This window comes from Pseudoalteromonas sp. XMcav2-N (assembly GCF_024124545.1).
Taxonomy (GTDB): Bacteria; Pseudomonadota; Gammaproteobacteria; order Enterobacterales; family Alteromonadaceae; genus Pseudoalteromonas.
In genome coordinates, this window is the sequence record NZ_JAMXSF010000001.1 from 127373 (window position 1) to 143658 (window position 16286).

Here is a 16286-nt window from a genome sequence, read left to right on the forward strand (position 1 = left end):
TATGACCTTATTTAAAGTCCTTGGGGAAATTTACTGCAAAGCGGCTGACCTTTTCAATGACCCCGAGGTCGACTCGAGAACGCGAAGTTGCCATCACTGGTCGTGCCGCATCTCGGCCATCCGGGCTGGGTACCAGATTGGCAGCTAACTCAGCAATGGTTTGCAGCTTGCCCTGCGCTGTGGTTTCGGTCTCACTGGCCAGGCCTTTACGGTGGTCTTCAGCTGTGATCCCAACTTGCATGGTATCCGGCAGATCAGCATCGCCGCTTGCACCTGGCCTGCCCTGTACCACAGCCAGCTTATCGAAGTTAGTGATCATGCTGTTGATCTGCGCGGTATAGGTGGCGGGTTGGCCATACAAGGGCAGGGCATCAAGCCAATCGGTGCGGTAATTGAATGCCTCAACGCGGGTTTGCGGGTCCAGTGCCGGGTTGATGGCTTCTTCATACCGTGCCACATTCAGGATGTTGTTCGGTACTCGTGCCGGCCAGAAGGTAGGCAGATACGGGTCGTAATCAGGCGTGTAGCCATCGCGACAGCTGGCTGTGTCGGTTTGCCAGGGGATTGCCATCCAGCGTGTAATACCACCGGCTACCTGACCTCCGAGGATCGGACCCTGAGCCAGCGTAATGGTATCGCCGTTGATCTGGGCGCCATAGTAGGTAGTGTCTTTACAGATCCCTTTATCGGCATGCTTGATCCTAAACGGAGCCATATACATGCCGGCAGTACGCATTGGCCAGGTCATTTCACAGCCAGGGTGGAAAGCGTCGGCCAGACAGAAATCTAATGCACCCCTGGTCAGCATATCCGGTTGCTCCGCCACTGGCACTTTATCTATGTCGTCTGGCTCAGCTGCATGTGGGCAAATTGCAGGGTCTATATAATCGGCGGTAAAGTCGCCCTCAACCCACTGGTCCAGGAAGGATAACTGCAGTGCTGACAGCGTCGAGTGCTGACGCTCCGAACCCGTTGGTGGAATAGACAGCGCGTCGCCATACAACCAGGGCCAAAGCTGTGCGGCCTGTGCACCTGGCTGACCATAACGGCGAAAATTGTTCGACAGGGTACGACGCAGCTCTTTATAAGCGGGAGACGGATTACCCAGTTTTGCTTTCCACTCTTCGCTGGTGTAGTTAAAAGGCGCTTTGAATCCAAATCCGGCGGCAAAACCAGCGTTGACCCATTGCAAGTCGGTCATTCGCTCGAAAATGGGTAAAATGTCGTGCTTAAAAGACGGACGTGCCGGGCGAGTCAGCATACCAGCGTTAACGGCAACAGAGCGCATAAGGTCCCACATGGTGCGAACGGATTTTTGCATTGGTGCATAATCAGGTGGTGCACAAACTACCCAGGCCGGGTCAACCTGCAATTTAACGCCTTCATACTCAACCTCGGCGGTAACAGGGCCATCAGAAATGTCGTCGTGCCAGCCTTGGTTATTAGCAAAGGTAATGGCAATGTCACCATTAATATTACGCGATACGCCATTGCCGCCAAGTACAATCAGGCGGCCCTGTTTATCTGACTTAAGCTCACCCAGATAGACTTCCTCGCCCATAAACTCGCCCTGGAATTGCGGGCCATCTTCCACTTTGGCTTTATTCAGCTTGTGCGTACCACCATCAATTAGCAAACGGTTGCGATCAGCAACATTATTGTTGCGCAGCAGACTGGGCGGTGCGTCGGCGGCTTCCGGCACATCCAGCGCTAACTGAAATTCATACCAGGACGACTTCTGATTGGCCAGGTGCACTTGCCAGTGAATCTTGGCGTTATCCATAGTCAGCTCTTTAACGGGCTTGCCGGCTGCGTTAAAGCCGTATATACGAAACTCAGCTGCCTGACGCTTTAGCAGGCCCTGGTCATCGCGATAGGCATCTTCTTCAAGTCGCGGCTTGGGGTTAGGTACTTGTGGGCCAATAAAGTACTCTTTACTACTGCCTACTCGCATTACGCCAATGGGCGGGTAAATACCGGCACGGACAATACAATTGCTGTCTTCATCGCTGTTAGGGGTAAACTTTGGGTCGATAGCATTGGGCTCGTTCATCTGCTGGCCGTTGGCCTGGTGGCGGGTATTGGCGCTGGCCTGATAAACGACTTTTCGGGCCTGAGCAATAGATCCCAGTGGCTCGTTTTCGGCCAGGGTTCGCCAGATATTGAAAGCCAGGTTGCGACCAAACTCGGCCTGGCCGATGGCACAGATATCTTGCTGCGGCAGTGTCAGGGTTGCAACTGGTTCGAACGGTGCATCCTGTTCTGGCCACACGACCATGGCGTTGTCGATTGGGAAGTCTTCCTCGGAAGCATTGGGTGGGCGACGTTGGATTTCAAACACAAACTTGGCTTCTCCCTGACGCAAGCGAATTTGCAAGTCCTCCGCCAGATAGTCATTCCCTTGTGCAGGAGAGCCCCGATAGGTATCAACCGGACGAATACGGTATTTAACGACATTCTGCTCGCCAAGCTTAAACGGTAATATTGCCCAGTAGTGAGTACTCAGGCAGCTGGCTTCGGGTTTGGTCATCTCGTCCAGTATGTCGGCTGTTTCTTTATTTTCGCTAAGGTAAGCCGGGTAGTCGCGGTCGATGACGCCGGCGGTGGTAAAGGCACACATTTGTGAGGCGTCGCGAACAAAAAAGCGGTCGATGTTCTGCATAATAAAGTCGACGTTGTCGCTGTCACCCAGCAGCTTCTTGCCTTTTACACCGAATAATTTAAGCCCGAGCCCTAAAGTGGTGTGTAGATCTGGACTATTCGGCGTGGTATCGCTTGAAAAGCGCACCACACAGTCGTAGCTGGCGGGGTTGGCAAATACGCCAGCCTGAAGCGTTTTGTCGAGTTTGCTGTGGATCTCGAATTTACCATAGGCTATGCCGTGCTGCTTACGAAATACAGCACGCTCTGCGGGCTGCTGACCGCGTTCAATACGGGTTTTCTGGCCCATTTCCACGAACATTTCTTTCAGGCGTTGGGTTGCCAGCTCAATGGGTTGGAAGTCATCACCACCTGTCCAACATTTTACATTATTGGCTGTCGGTGCATTCTTCATATTCTTTTTCAGATATTTAGGGTTTACCAGTTCACCTTGTTGTTGCTTATTACGTTTTTTCTTATCGCTCATAACGGTTTCCGCTTAAAATGTTTCCTTGTCAGGTAACTGCAATGACGTATGCGTTGATCATCCGTCGTTTACCTGTCCCGACCGGGCGGGGGATTTCGTGCCTGCCCTGTCTGAGTATAGCTGCGCCGATCAAGGCCCGTATAAACTCTAGATGCAAAGGTGCACGGTGACCATTACAGGATGTTACGCGCAGAGAAATGAGCTGCAGAGTGCTAAATAGAGGAAGAGCAGGTATCGTAGGACAGTGATGGTAAGAGGGAAGTGTCATTACCTGGCTCTTTGGCTGGCAATGACACGAGATGTAAGGGTGTCGAATTACCCTAGAATTGCACCTGTTTTGGCGTTGATGGTTAAAATGGCTTCTGTTTTTGGATCTTTGATTTTGGCAATGTCTTTGTTCACCAGTGCACTTCTGGGTACCTGAATTTTGCTGCCTGTATCCGGGTTATGCACAATCAGGAATCGAGAGGCCTGCTGGGCGATTTCCTTAGCACCCTGATTCTTCACAAAGTGAATATCCAGTGTCATACCTGCGGTGACCCCTGCGGTGGCCGATACGCGGAAGTTATTGATTTCGTACTGTGAGTTACTTACCAATAACTCTGCGTCAATGTCTTCAACGGTTTTAACCGAAGCTTTTGTGAATTCCTTCACTTTGGCCATCACAGAGATTTCTTTCAGGCTGCCTCTGGCATCGTTGGCTTTTTGTTTTATGGTCGCACTGAGCACATCGCCTTTTTCTTTTAAACTCACTTTTGGCGCTTCGCTGTTTTCTTCGCCTGTATTGGCAAAGTTTTTGGTTGCTGTGTCTTTTATTTTATTAAACATATTTTAATTCTCCTGTCCTTGTCTCTTTAAAAATCATCAACTTCCGTGACCATTACATCGGCTACACCGTCAAAATCGGTATCTGCTATCACTGTATCAGCTTCGCCATCGCCGTCGGTGTCCATTACCATCGTATCGATCACACCATCGCCATCAGTGTCCATGGCCACAGTATCAATCACACCGTCGCCATCAGCATCCACCGCAACTGCATCAACGAGGCCATCACCATCAGCATCAATCGCAACGGTATCAACTAACCCATCTCCATCGGTATCGACGGCTACAGCATCAATATAGCCATCGCCGTCGGTGTCCGCTGCAACCGTGTCTATGTATCCATCCCCATCTGTATCGATAGCAACGGCGTCAATATATCCATCGTTATCACTGTCAATGACGACGCTGTCGACAATGCCATCGCCATCTATATCAGCGGCCACACCATCACTGTAACCATCGCCATCTAAATCGACCTGATCGCCCTCGAAAATTTCGTCCATTTTACTTTCCTTTTACTTCTAATTATTTCCAGTTATTCCATATTTAAAGCGGCAATTATTTCAATTGCGGCACTTAATAAAGCATACAAATTAAACAGATGCAACGTTTAGTGTGTTGTTTTTTAAGTGTTTGATAGAGCAATTTAATGCAACAAATATCACAGAGATATCGCGGCTTTTGCCCTTGTTTGGTAGCCAGGTGTCAGCTGTGCCTGAGTCTTTGGGAACAGCGATGGATAATAGTGTATGTGGGCTGTAACTAAGCGGTTTGAATTGTTGACGTTCCAAGTGCAGACCAATTACAGGGCTTATTATTTTTGTTTAGCCTCAAATATAATAGCTGAAGCCACTCACTAAGAGTGTTATATATGGGTACAGACTCCAGGGCTGGTATGACGAAGTTGAGGTCGATATAACGGTCAATATTACCGTACACCCCGATGGCGATCAGATCTTGGCTAAAATGCGCCCCTGACGGGCGCGTGTTATTGAAATGAATAAGCGCTAGGTTAGCGGCTTGATATCAGAGCTGTACAGTTTTATAGCTTAGGTCTTAATTGCTCAATGATGTGCGCATCTACCCAGTAGGGACTTCCCACAACATAGCGGCTGCCATCTTGTTTTGTTTTTACATCACCGCGCCAGAAAAACAGGTATTTACCATCCGGCGTCACCTTAGGGCGCTGCTCGTACAGTGGGGTATTTATTTTGTCGCCCATATTGATGGCTTCTCCCCAGCTGCCATCTGGTTGGCGGAAGCTTATAAATATATCGGGCGTGTTTTCGCCGTCTTTTTCAGCATCCCACATGAGATAGGATTCATCAGGGGCAATAAAAGGGTGGGCAATGTACTTACCTTTGTTAACGGTGTTGCTCATTTTTACCGGTGTTTCATATCTGCCATTGATTTTGCGTGAGTAGCTTAAATGTCCGCTACCGTCATCAAAGTTCAACACATAGAAATAAATCGTATCGGCGGCAGAACGAGTGTAACCAATGACAGGAATATCTTTGAATGGCGCGAATTTCTTGATTTCAGAGACAGGCGGGCTAAAGCGTGATTGGTAGGCATTTGTCTTGCCTGCAGGAATTGACTTCCAGTGCCAGGTATCATTTTTGTATTGCATGGCAAGCCGGGTACTTTGTCCGTATTCTCCCCCAGAGCGAGTAAATGTGAGTTCAGTCATATCTGGTAAAAACAACACTTCTGTTTCGAGGTGAGTATCTGTTGCAATCACGCCTGGCGCAAAGGCACGCGGTGTTAGCCCGGGAGAGGGTTGACCTAGATATGGCCCTTTGAAAGCAGGTGCCTGATTGTGTGCGTTACTGCTGTGGCTGGTTGTTAACCCGACGAGTAACAGAGGAAATATGCGATAGACAACGTGCATGATTGTTCCTTATTTTTCTGATGCTATGTGGTCTGAGTAAGGTGAAGCCGTCTCACAGTACCGTGTTTTGTGTGTGATGCCTGACTTTGCACTGATTTTTTAGTGATTTAGCGCTGACAGCAGACTGCTTTTGGTTTTCGACAGAGTCAGAGTCGGTAAGGAAATACCTATTTAAAAGAATGAAAGGTACTTCTAAAAGTTTGAAAAAAATGCTTATTGCTGATTTAAAGCTGGTTTTTATGTGTATAGCGATATGTGCTTTGAAATTGGCAGGGATGGGCTGCTTACATGAATAAAAAACGCGACACTCAGGTCGCGTTTTTCTTCTGCTGTGTGAGTGTTACTTCACCTCTTTACCCGCAGCTTGCTGATCAGCATGATAGCTGGAGCGTACAAACGGGCCGCAGGCGGCGTGGCTGAAGCCAATTTCGTCGGCGTACTCTTTCAGTGCATCGAATTCTGCGGGTGGCACGTAGCGTTTTACCGGCAGGTGGTGTTTTGACGGTGCCAGGTATTGACCAACAGTCAGCATGTCGACATTGTGTTCACGCAGGTCGCGCAGCACTTCTTCAATTTCTGACATCTCTTCACCCAGACCGACCATCAGGCCAGACTTGGTTTTCACCTCAGGGTGCGCTTCTTTAAAGCGACGTAACAGCTCCAGTGACCACTTGTAGTCGGCACCCGGACGGGCCATTTTGTAAAGGCGTGGTGCGGTTTCCAGGTTGTGGTTAAACACATCCGGCGGCGTCTCGGTTAAGATCTCCAGTGCGCGGTCCATCCGGCCACGGAAATCCGGTACCAGGATCTCGATGGTAATCCCCGGGTTGTGTTTGCGAATTTCGCGAATACAATCGGCAAAATGCTGGGCACCACCGTCACGCAGGTCATCACGGTCAACCGAAGTGATCACCACGTATTTCAGCTTCATGTCTTTGATGGTCAGTGCCAGCTTTTCTGGCTCTGCGGCATCTGGCTTGAGCGGACGACCATGTGCCACGTCACAGAATGGGCAACGACGGGTACAGATGGCACCCAAAATCATAAAGGTGGCGGTACCGTGGTTAAAACACTCCGACAGGTTAGGGCATGAGGCTTCTTCACAGACGGAGTGCAGGCCGTGCTTGCGCATCGCTTGCTTAATGCCATCAATACGCTCGCTGGATTTTGGTAGACGGATCTTCAGCCAGTCCGGCTTGCGGAGCATTTCATCGCGCTCGGTTGGCATTACTTTAACCGGGATCAACGCCATTTTTTCTGCGTCGCGGAGTTTTACCCCTGGCTCAATTTTCACTGGTTTACTCATTCGTTTTCAAACCCCTGGGTGTGTATAACCTGCTCGGCCTCGAGGCGCTTGAGCATATGTTGTACCAGGCCATTGCCCGCATCGGTAAGCGTAGCTGGGCCATTAAGTTGACTGGTTTGCACCATTTCCATGCCGGCATAGCCACATGGGTTGATGCGTAAAAATGGACTCATATCCATGTTGACGTTCAGCGCCAGACCATGAAACGAGCAACCCCGACGGACCCGCAGTCCTAATGAGGCAATTTTGGCATCATTGACGTAGACACCCGGCGCATCTGGCTTGGCATAGGCTTCAATGCCATAATCCTGAAGCATATCTATGATGGTTTCTTCAAGCCAGGTGACCAGTTCGCGTACCCCGATTTTCAGGCGACGCAGGTTAAACAGCACATACATCATCTGCTGGCCCGGGCCATGATACGTGACCTGGCCACCTCTATCGACCTTAACGACAGGAATGTCACCAGGCGCCAACAAGTGCTCAGCTTTGCCAGCCTGACCCTGAGTAAACACCGGCTCGTGTTCAACCAACCAGATCTCATCCGGGCTGTTATCATCACGGGTATCGGTAAACGACTGCATTTTTTGCCAGATTGGCTCATAGGCCTGGCGGCCAAGCTGACGAACTATGATACTGCGGTTGCTCATATCAGTCTTACGCCTTAAAGCACGTAACGGACGTCTGGCAGTGAACCTATCTCAGTGTAGATCTGCTCGATGTGCTCTTTAGACGTCACAGTGGCAACCAGGGTGACGGATTCATAGTTGCCTTTGCTGCTTGGCTTAGTTTTAGGTGCATAGTCACCAGGTGCCAAAGTTTGCATCTTTGCCACAACCTGATCGGTCAGGTTGACATTCGCCAGACCCATGATCTTGAAAGTAAACGGGCAAGGGAACTCTAAGTACTCGTCAAACTTAGTATTTTTTACAGGTGTTACCACAACGGTATCCTCACTACTTGGCTGGGCCTGAACAGACCCCGGCACACTACATATCTTGGCGGGCATTCTAGCATTTTTGCGACAAAAAAAAACGCCTCCGGTGGGAGGCGTCTGTGATTATAAGCCCACTAATAACGGGGTTATTGCATGATCTGTAAACGTAAGTAGTCGTAGATCTTGCTGAAGAAGCTGCCTTCTTCTATTTCTTCAAGTGTGACCAGCGGGTACTGAGCGATGTCTTCGCCTTCCAGTTGCAAGAATAAAGTACCGACCTTGCTGCCTTTTGCCAGCGGCGCTTCGAGGGTCTTATCCAGCTCGAAGTGGGCCTTCAGGTTTTTACGCTGACCACGTGGAATGGTGATCGGTGTGTCCTCGGCAATACCCAGTGATACGGTTTCCTTATTACCCATCCAGATCCGTTGGTCGGCAAAGCTGTCGCCTGCTTTATAAGGGGTAATGGTTTCGAAGAAGCGAAAGCCATAGTTCAGGAGCTTTTTACTCTCTACTTTACGAGCACGTTCACTGGCTGTGCCCATGACCACGGCGATCAGACGCATATCGCCTTTAGTAGCTGAAGTTACCAGGCTGTAGCCCGCTTCTGAGGTGTGACCGGTTTTAATGCCGTCGACGTCCAGGCTGGCATCCCACAACAGGGAGTTACGGTTGTACTGCTTAATGCCATTAAAGGTGAACGACTTCTCTTTGTAGATGGCATATTCTTCCGGCACATCACGAATAAGCGCTGCGCCTAGGGTCGCCATGTCTCTTGGGGTGGTGTAATGCTCATCGGTATCCAGGCCATGACTGTTTACAAAATGGGTGTTGGTCATCCCCAGTTTCTCGCCATGGGCATTCATCAGATCGGCAAAGGCACTTTCGCTGCCGGCGATATGCTCTGCCAGCGCAACACAGGCGTCGTTACCTGATTGAATGATCACACCGCGGTTAAGGTCTTCAACACTGACCTGTTTACCCACTTCGATAAACATCTTGGAAGATTCCGGGAAATTCTTCGCCCAGGCCTTTTCACTGATGGTGACCATGTCTTCATTGGCAATATTACCGGCCAGCAGCTCGGTACCAATCACATAGCTGGTCATCATTTTGGTTAAGCTCGCCGGGGCCAGTTTGGTGTCCGGGTTGCCTTCTGCAATCACCTTACCGGTTGTAAAATCCACCAGGAAATAGCCTTTGGCGCTGACCTGAGGTGGTGAAGGCAAGATCTGTGCACTGGCCGAAAACAGGGTGAACGAACACACGGCACCCACTAAGTGTTTAATAAATTTAGGTTTGAAAACTGTCATTATGCTCGCTTTTTGGTTGTTGATCGGCATGTTTAAATGTCATTACTGAATATTTTAAAGTTCATGTTCTGTGTAAAGCAAGAAGGCGCGATTAAATTCACCCTGGCGCAAGGTTTCTAAGAGCTTTTGCGCGGTATTATCGTCGGTGATCGGGCCAAGTCTTAGCTTGTATAAATTGTCCTCAAAGGCAATGGGTGTGCCAAGCTGAAATTGCTGCGACAAGGTGCTGGCCAGCGCCTGTACATTTTCAATGTTACTGGCGGCGGCAACCTGCACATAGGTTAGCCTGGGCGTATCGCGCGCTATGGTAAGGGCTTCTATCTTAACCTGTGCTGTACCCTGGCGATGAAAGCCCAGTTTATAGGCGGCGGCATAAGATAAGTCAATCAGCCGGTCATCGTGAAAGGGTCCACGGTCATTGACCCTGACAATGGCGCTTTTGCCATTGTCGACATTGGTGACGCGCACAAAGCTTGGCAGCGGCAGTGTTTTGTGCGCGGCGGTCATATCAAACATGTTGAACACCTCGCCATTAGAGGTGTAGTAGCCATGGAATTTATGTCCATACCAGGACGCAGTGCCTTGCGCCTGATAGCCTTTTTCATCTGACATGGGCGTATACCGCTTGCCTAGTACCTCATAGGGGCGACCTGCGCTAACACTTTTGGCTTCACTGGTCACCAGTGCGTCCTGCATCTCCAGCTCAGTGGGCGCGCGCAACGGGGCTTTGTCCTGCTTCACATGATAGCGACTGCTACAGGCGCTTAATACTACAACAAAGCCCAGTAGTGCAGCTTGTTTAAACGTCCTCTTCATCACTTCAATAACATCCTCTTATCTGTGGCTATCGACATGATAATGCCAAATCCGGCCATCAGGGTCACCATAGAGGTGCCGCCATAACTGATCAAGGGGAGTGGTACTCCCACAACAGGAAGCAAACCCGATACCATGCCAATATTAACAAAAATATATACGAAAAAGGTGAGCGTCAGTGCGCCAGCCAGCAGTTTACTAAAGGCATCTTGCGCGTTTACTGCAATGTACAGGCCACGGCCAATAATAAACAGGTACAGGCTCAGTAAAATGACCACACCGGTGAGCCCGAATTCCTCACTTAACACCGAAAAGATGAAGTCAGTATGACGTTCGGGCAGAAACTCCAATTGCGACTGGGTACCTTGCAGCCAGCCTTTGCCTTCTATGCCGCCTGAGCCGATGGCAATTTTTGATTGTATAATGTGATAGCCTGAGCCCAGCGGGTCACTTTCAGGGTCTAAAAAGGTCAGCACTCTCTGCTTTTGATAGGCATGCATACCAAAATGCCACAGCGCAAATCCGCCCGGAATGGCTAGCAGAACACCGGAGCCAATCAGCTTCCAGCTGAGCCCGCCAAGAAACAGCACAAATATCCCCGAGCTGGCGATGAGTATAGACGTGCCCAGGTCGGGTTGTTCTTTGATCAGCAAGGTTGGCACCAGCACAATCGCAAAGCCAACAATTATATGGATAAAGCGTGGCGGCATATGGTGGCGGCCAATGTACCAGGCAACCATCATAGGTACTGCGACTTTCATGATCTCGGATGGCTGAAAACGGGTAATGCCCAGATCCAGCCAGCGCTGTGCGCCTTTACTGCTGACCCCGACAAACAACACGGCAACCAGCATCAGCAGGCCAATGGTGTACATGGGAAACACCAGCCTTTTTAAGGTATTGGGAGACAGCTGGGCCACCAACAGCATGGCCGCAAAGGCGGCAAACATACGTTTGCTGTGGCGTACCACCATATCCATATCCTGGCCACTGGCACTGTAGACAATGGTGATACTACCGACCATCATCGCCAGCATAGCGAGCAGTAGCGGCAAGTCGATATGCAGCCTTTGCCAGATGGTACGCTGTTGATTTAACGGGCTCATTGTCCCTCCGTATCACTGGGGTAAGTGGCAAAATAATAGTCCATAAGGCGCCGTGCGATGGGGGCTGCGATGGCTGAACCACCACCTTGGTTTTCAACTACAATGGCGACCACAATACGGGGGTCACTATAGGGGGCGAACCCGGTGTAAATGGCATTGTCCCGGTGTCGTTCTTGCAATTTTTCAGCGTCATATTCTTCTCCCTGGGCAATACTGACGATTTGTGCCGTGCCCGTTTTTCCTGCCGGGTCATAGGTTGCGCCTTTGAATGCTTTGTGGGCCGTGCCGGTGGTTTTATAAACCGTGTTGTGCATCGCCTCTAGCGCAATACGCCAGTGGTCCGGATTTTTTAAAACCACAGGCGGTTTTTCATCGGTGTACATTTGTGTGACTTCATTGTCATGGCGGGCGACCTGTGCCAGGTGTGGCGGTCTGTGTGCCCCTTTGTTAACCAAAATGGATACTGCATTGGCAATTTGGATTGGTGTGGCAGTCCAGTAACCTTGCCCAATGCCGACTGAAATGGTATCACCAGGCCACCAGTTCTCCTTAAAGCGCTGACGCTTCCAGTCTGTGGTAGGCATAATGGCACCGGTTTCTTCGTAGATATCAATACCGGACAGGTCTCCAAAGCCAAACTGACTCATAAAGTTACTGATCTTGGTGATGCCAAGTTGATAAGCCGTATGATAGAAATAAGTATCACAGGATTCTTCGATGGCTTTATATACGTCAACATGGCCGTGACCCCAGCGTTTCCAGTCGCGCCAGCGGTGGTCGACATTGGGGATCTGAAAAAAGCCCGGATCCCAGAGTTTGGTTTGTTCCGTCACCAGCTCTTCTTCCAGTGCCAGAATGGCCAGATGTGGCTTAACCGTGGAGGCCGGTGCATAGCGACCCTGAGTGACTCGGTTAATCAGGGGTCTGTCGGGATTAAGCAGCTCGCGATATTCTTTGCTGCTGATCCCATGGACAAAAAGGTTCGGGTCATAGCTGGGGTTGGAATACATGGCCAACACCCCGCCGTCTTTGGGGTCGAGCACTACGATGGCACCCCGTACGCCTTCCAGCGCTTTTTGGGCTATCTGTTGCAGACCAATGTCCATGGTCAGGACGAGGTCCTCGCCAGGCTGCGGTGGTTCGACGCCTAAAGTACGAATGATGCGGCCACGGTTATTAACCTCTACGCGTTGTGACCCCACCACGCCATGCAGCCGTGACTCGTAAAACTTTTCAATGCCCAGTTTGCCGATATCCCGGGTTGCACGATAGTTGTTGGCATTACCTTCAGACTCGAGCTCGTCGAGCTCCTTTTTATTCAGTTTGGCAACATAACCCAGCGCGTGGGTTAGGGTATCGCCGTAGGGGTAGTAGCGAGCCAGCCGGGCTTCAATACTGAAGCCGGGAAACTTATGCTGATTGACCGAAAAAATGGCCACTTCTTCTTCGTTCAAGCGACCTTTGAGGATCTGGCTTTTGAAGCGACGATTATGACGTATGTCTTTACGAAATTCTTCCACTTGCTGATCGCTGATGTCTATCAGGGCTCGGACCCGGGTCAACGCAGTGTCGAGATCTTCGACGTCTTCGGGGATCACTTCCAGATTGTAAACGGGACGGTTTTCGGCCAGGATGATGCCATTCCGGTCGTATATCAACCCTCGGTTTGGTGCGACCGGAATGACTTTAATACGGTTGTCGTTAGAACGAGTCTGATAGGTTTCGTGCTCAGTTACCTGTAACTTATACACATTGTGCAGTAAGATACCAATCAGAGTAACCACGAATACAAAGCCAATAAAGGCGCGACGCGCAAACAGGTTTGCTTCTGCGCTATGGTCGCGGATCGTCGGCCTGTGATTGAGCATAATGGTGACTATTCCCTGTGATAAGGATGGTTATTGTTCAAACTCCAGCCTCGATACAGGCTTTCTGCTACCACAATGCGCACCAGTGGGTGCGGCAGTGTCAGATTGGACAGCGACCACTTTTGCTCTGCGGCGGCGATACACTCCGGGGCCAAACCTTCCGGTCCGCCGATCAACAGACTTACATCGCGACCATCGAGTTGCCACTTTTCCATATTGGCGGCGAGCTGGTGGGTGTCCCAGGGCTTGCCCGTCACTTCTAATGTCACTATGCGGTTACCTTTGGGGATCGCGGTCAGGGTTTTTTCGCCCTCTTGCTGTAAAATGCGTTTAATATCTGCATTTTTACCCCGTTTACCAGCGGAGATTTCAATCAGCTCCAGCGGCATGTCTTTGGGAAAGCGCCGTTGATACTCCTTAAAGCCGGTCTCTACCCAGCCAGGCATTTTAGTACCGACTGCAATTAGCTGGATCTTCACATTAACCCCAGAGTTTTTCTAGGTCATAGAAGTCACGCGTCTGATCTTGCATGACGTGGACAACTACATCGCCCAGATCGACTAACACCCATTCGCCTGTGTCCTGACCTTCCTGGCCCAGCGGTGTTTCACCGGCATGGCGTGCTTCTTTTGCGACATGATCGGCAATTGATTGCACGTGGCGTTTGGAGTTACCAGAGCAGATAACCATATAATCAGTGACGGAAGAGGTATTTCTTACATCAAGGTGAACAATATCGCGGGCTTTCATGTCATCGACTTTGTCTAAGGCAAAATCTAGTAATTGTTTTGAATCCAAATCTCTGTCTCTTTGCTACAAATAAGCGGCAATTGTAACACGGTTAGCGGGGGGAAACTCAAGTCTGTAACTGGGGTTACACGTCCATCTCTGCCGGGTTTATGTGTTGTCGCGATTGTTTAGGTACAATTGATGTGCCTGAATATACTCTAGGACTGAATTATTCAGCCAAGGTTCAACCACTTGGCGGTGTTTTATCGCGTTTCTGATGGTACTGGACGCAGCATCAAATGGCTGGCCCGGTAAAAAATAGCACAGGCCGCTTAATTGAGCGCTAAATTGGGCTGGCTCTGTGCAACGTGCGCCTCTGAGGTAATCCTGTAATGCTTCTGACGGCGCAAAGGCATCCCCCGGCCTTTGATATACCACAATATGGCACAGTGTGACGATTTCCTGCCAGCGATACCATTTATCCAGGCTATTGAATGAGTCCATTCCCATCAAAAACACGATGGCACGTTGCGGATATTCGGCTTTTATCTCCTGCAGTGTGAGCAGAGAGTATGAAGGCGTATCGCGCTCCAGTTCACGACGGTCTATGGTAAATCTTGGGTCATGAGCTGTGGCCAACTGCAACATGGCCAGCCTGTCGTCTGTGCTGACGTCCGGACCCTGTTTATGTACCGGCAGGGCGTTGGGCAGAAAACGTAACTCAGACAAGTCCAGCGTGTTGGCACACTGCGTGGCCATATTGATGTGACCCAGATGGACCGGGTCGAAGGTGCCACCAAACAGCGCTATCATAGCTGCTCCTGATAGGGCAGAGAAAACGGTAACGACTGACAAAAGCTCAATGCGATGTGTGCCAGCGCCTGGTAAGGCGCAACCAGAATATTACGCTTGTAGGCAGAGTCGAATTCAGCCAGCAGCACCAGTAGTTGCTCAAGCTGAGCGGTATTGAGTCTGTCGAGAGCCTGTTGAGTGTTTTGTTGCTGATTTTTCCAGACGTTGTGCTTTTTGAACGCATCGGGTGTTGGTGTACCAGCCTGGATAAGGTGTTTGAGGTTTAACAGCAACTGAGCTTGATTGTGTAACGTCCAGGCAATACTTGCGGGTTCTACGTTATCGTGTGCCAGTTTGTTTAATACCTTGATCAACGTACGAGGGTTACCGCGCAGTAATCCATCATTGAGGTCAAAGATGTCAAATTTAGCCTGATTAAGCAGGCCACTAAGCAGTTTTTCCTGATCGATGGGCGCGTTCTTATACAGCAGCGATAGTTTTTCCAGCTCCTGATACGTTGCGAGCAGGTTCCCTTCGGTTGCCTGCAGCAGGCTGCGTTTTGCGTCATTATGCAAGTTCAGCTTAAGCCGTTTACACTCATCATCCAGCCAGCGCTGTAAATGATATCCGGTCAGTGCATAGCAGGGCACAAACAAACCTTGCTTGTCCAAAGCTTTAAACCAGGCGCTGCGCTGAATCTCCTGAGCGGCTTTAGCGCCTTTGAGAATGAGGATCACGTCTGGATTTGGATGCGCAGCCAGTTCTTTCAGAATGGTTACGCCCTGCGTCGGCGGCTTTTGCTGGTTGAGATCAAATTCGATGAGGGTTTTGGCACTGAACAGTGACATGCTGTTATATTGATTCACCAGCTCCTGCCAGTCAAAGCCGGGTAGCAAGCTGAATTTGATGACTTCATCGAATCCCTGATTTTTAGCAACCTGGCGCACAGAGGTAACACACTGGGCTTCCTGAAAAGGCTCCTCACCAAAAATCAGATAGAACGGATGCAGGCCCTGTTTTAGCTGGCCTGCTAATTGGTTTGCATAACAACGCATTAGAGTTGAGATAATTCGCGAATAATACGGCGGCTGGCCAGTTGACGCAGCTCACTGAGAATGATCTCTCGCTCCTGAGATTTGCCCAGTGCATTGTCCGGGTCATCCTGATAGGTGCGGTAAAGCTCAAATTCCTGCTCGACAGGCTCTGAACCCGGGCGAGTGAGGCGATATCGGACGCTGTAGGCCAACTCATACTGCGCTACCTGACCATTTTTGAACAAGCTGAGTGTCTGACGTTCGAGCGAGTCCTGATACAGGTGCAGCTCTACAGCATCCTGGCCATTGCCGAGCTTCGGCGACGGCAGGAGTGTGATCTGAGCACGTCTGAGCTCTTGCTTAAGGCTGGTATACAAAGCCGACTTGCTGTCATTGCCACTCAGATACAAGGTTCTGAGATCTTCAGGTAAATAAGAGGCCTTCTTTAACTGAAACCCACAGCCTGACAAGGCCACGCAGGCAAATAACGCCAGCATGATAACATGCCAGCGTCTTGTCATACTGAATAAAGGTGTATTCAG

The 16286-nt window shown here is 50.1% G+C and carries 16 protein-coding genes; all 16 read right to left on the reverse strand.

What is annotated here, in order from left to right:
• Positions 1-7: 7 nt before the first annotated feature.
• Positions 8-3127, reverse strand: a complete 3120-nt coding sequence (locus tag NH568_RS00350; RefSeq protein ID WP_253043666.1) for a LodA/GoxA family CTQ-dependent oxidase — start codon at positions 3125-3127, stop codon at positions 8-10.
• Between the two features lie 315 nt (positions 3128-3442).
• On the reverse strand, positions 3443-3955 hold the full coding sequence (locus tag NH568_RS00355; RefSeq protein ID WP_253043668.1) for a hypothetical protein: 513 nt from the start codon (positions 3953-3955) through the stop codon (positions 3443-3445).
• Positions 3956-3981: 26 nt separating this feature from the next.
• Positions 3982-4458: a hypothetical protein gene (locus NH568_RS00360; protein ID WP_253043670.1), complete on the reverse strand. Its 477-nt coding sequence runs from the start codon at positions 4456-4458 to the stop codon at positions 3982-3984.
• Between the two features lie 539 nt (positions 4459-4997).
• Positions 4998-5846, reverse strand: a complete 849-nt coding sequence (locus tag NH568_RS00365; RefSeq protein ID WP_253043673.1) for a hypothetical protein — start codon at positions 5844-5846, stop codon at positions 4998-5000.
• 340 nt (positions 5847-6186) lie between these two features.
• Entirely contained in the window at positions 6187-7152 is a 966-nt protein-coding gene (gene lipA, locus NH568_RS00370; RefSeq protein ID WP_046004199.1) for a lipoyl synthase, read from the reverse strand.
• Complete coding sequence (gene lipB, locus NH568_RS00375) at positions 7149-7802, reverse strand: lipoyl(octanoyl) transferase LipB (protein ID WP_253043675.1); 654 nt, start codon at positions 7800-7802, stop codon at positions 7149-7151. Before lipB ends, lipA begins: the two co-directional genes overlap by 4 nt.
• A 14-nt stretch (positions 7803-7816) precedes the next feature.
• Complete coding sequence (gene ybeD / locus NH568_RS00380; RefSeq protein WP_040644649.1) at positions 7817-8095, reverse strand: DUF493 family protein YbeD; 279 nt, start codon at positions 8093-8095, stop codon at positions 7817-7819.
• A 140-nt stretch (positions 8096-8235) separates the two neighbouring features.
• Positions 8236-9399 carry a serine hydrolase gene (locus NH568_RS00385; RefSeq protein ID WP_046004208.1) on the reverse strand — a complete coding sequence of 388 codons (1164 nt, stop codon included), beginning with the start codon at positions 9397-9399 and terminating at the stop codon, positions 8236-8238.
• Between the two features lie 54 nt (positions 9400-9453).
• The gene (locus NH568_RS00390; protein ID WP_253044495.1) at positions 9454-10215 is read right to left on the reverse strand and encodes a septal ring lytic transglycosylase RlpA family protein; all 762 of its coding nucleotides are present in this window, start codon (positions 10213-10215) and stop codon (positions 9454-9456) included.
• Positions 10215-11321 carry a rod shape-determining protein RodA gene (rodA, locus tag NH568_RS00395; protein WP_253043677.1) on the reverse strand — a complete coding sequence of 369 codons (1107 nt, stop codon included), beginning with the start codon at positions 11319-11321 and terminating at the stop codon, positions 10215-10217. Before rodA ends, NH568_RS00390 begins: the two co-directional genes overlap by 1 nt.
• Complete coding sequence (gene mrdA, locus NH568_RS00400; protein WP_253043679.1) at positions 11318-13189, reverse strand: penicillin-binding protein 2; 1872 nt, start codon at positions 13187-13189, stop codon at positions 11318-11320. Before mrdA ends, rodA begins: the two co-directional genes overlap by 4 nt.
• An 8-nt stretch (positions 13190-13197) precedes the next feature.
• Positions 13198-13668, reverse strand: coding sequence for a 23S rRNA (pseudouridine(1915)-N(3))-methyltransferase RlmH (gene rlmH / locus NH568_RS00405; protein ID WP_253043681.1), 471 nt, complete (start codon positions 13666-13668; stop codon positions 13198-13200).
• A 1-nt stretch (position 13669) separates the two neighbouring features.
• The gene (gene rsfS / locus NH568_RS00410) at positions 13670-13987 is read right to left on the reverse strand and encodes a ribosome silencing factor (protein ID WP_054014211.1); all 318 of its coding nucleotides are present in this window, start codon (positions 13985-13987) and stop codon (positions 13670-13672) included.
• A gap of 99 nt (positions 13988-14086) precedes the next feature.
• Entirely contained in the window at positions 14087-14731 is a 645-nt protein-coding gene (gene nadD, locus NH568_RS00415) for a nicotinate-nucleotide adenylyltransferase (RefSeq protein ID WP_253043683.1), read from the reverse strand.
• Positions 14728-15765 carry a DNA polymerase III subunit delta gene (holA, locus tag NH568_RS00420; RefSeq protein ID WP_253043687.1) on the reverse strand — a complete coding sequence of 346 codons (1038 nt, stop codon included), beginning with the start codon at positions 15763-15765 and terminating at the stop codon, positions 14728-14730. Before holA ends, nadD begins: the two co-directional genes overlap by 4 nt.
• Entirely contained in the window at positions 15765-16265 is a 501-nt protein-coding gene (gene lptE, locus NH568_RS00425) for an LPS assembly lipoprotein LptE (protein WP_138552190.1), read from the reverse strand. Before lptE ends, holA begins: the two co-directional genes overlap by 1 nt.
• Between the last annotated feature and the right edge of the window lie 21 nt (positions 16266-16286).

What these genes read in the sequence shown, in the direction of transcription:
- NH568_RS00350 (WP_253043666.1), bottom strand. Translation starts at nt 3,127, where the DNA reads ATGAGCGATAAGAAAAAACGTAATAAGCAACAACAAGGTGAACTGGTA.
- NH568_RS00355 (WP_253043668.1), bottom strand. Translation starts at nt 3,955, where the DNA reads ATGTTTAATAAAATAAAAGACACAGCAACCAAAAACTTTGCCAATACA.
- NH568_RS00360 (WP_253043670.1), bottom strand. Translation starts at nt 4,458, where the DNA reads ATGGACGAAATTTTCGAGGGCGATCAGGTCGATTTAGATGGCGATGGT.
- NH568_RS00365 (WP_253043673.1), bottom strand. Translation starts at nt 5,846, where the DNA reads ATGCACGTTGTCTATCGCATATTTCCTCTGTTACTCGTCGGGTTAACA.
- lipA (WP_046004199.1), bottom strand. Translation starts at nt 7,152, where the DNA reads ATGAGTAAACCAGTGAAAATTGAGCCAGGGGTAAAACTCCGCGACGCA.
- lipB (WP_253043675.1), bottom strand. Translation starts at nt 7,802, where the DNA reads ATGAGCAACCGCAGTATCATAGTTCGTCAGCTTGGCCGCCAGGCCTAT.
- NH568_RS00385 (WP_046004208.1), bottom strand. Translation starts at nt 9,399, where the DNA reads ATGACAGTTTTCAAACCTAAATTTATTAAACACTTAGTGGGTGCCGTG.
- NH568_RS00390 (WP_253044495.1), bottom strand. Translation starts at nt 10,215, where the DNA reads ATGAAGAGGACGTTTAAACAAGCTGCACTACTGGGCTTTGTTGTAGTA.
- rodA (WP_253043677.1), bottom strand. Translation starts at nt 11,321, where the DNA reads ATGAGCCCGTTAAATCAACAGCGTACCATCTGGCAAAGGCTGCATATC.
- mrdA (WP_253043679.1), bottom strand. Translation starts at nt 13,189, where the DNA reads ATGCTCAATCACAGGCCGACGATCCGCGACCATAGCGCAGAAGCAAAC.
- nadD (WP_253043683.1), bottom strand. Translation starts at nt 14,731, where the DNA reads ATGATAGCGCTGTTTGGTGGCACCTTCGACCCGGTCCATCTGGGTCAC.
- holA (WP_253043687.1), bottom strand. Translation starts at nt 15,765, where the DNA reads ATGCGTTGTTATGCAAACCAATTAGCAGGCCAGCTAAAACAGGGCCTG.
- lptE (WP_138552190.1), bottom strand. Translation starts at nt 16,265, where the DNA reads ATGACAAGACGCTGGCATGTTATCATGCTGGCGTTATTTGCCTGCGTG.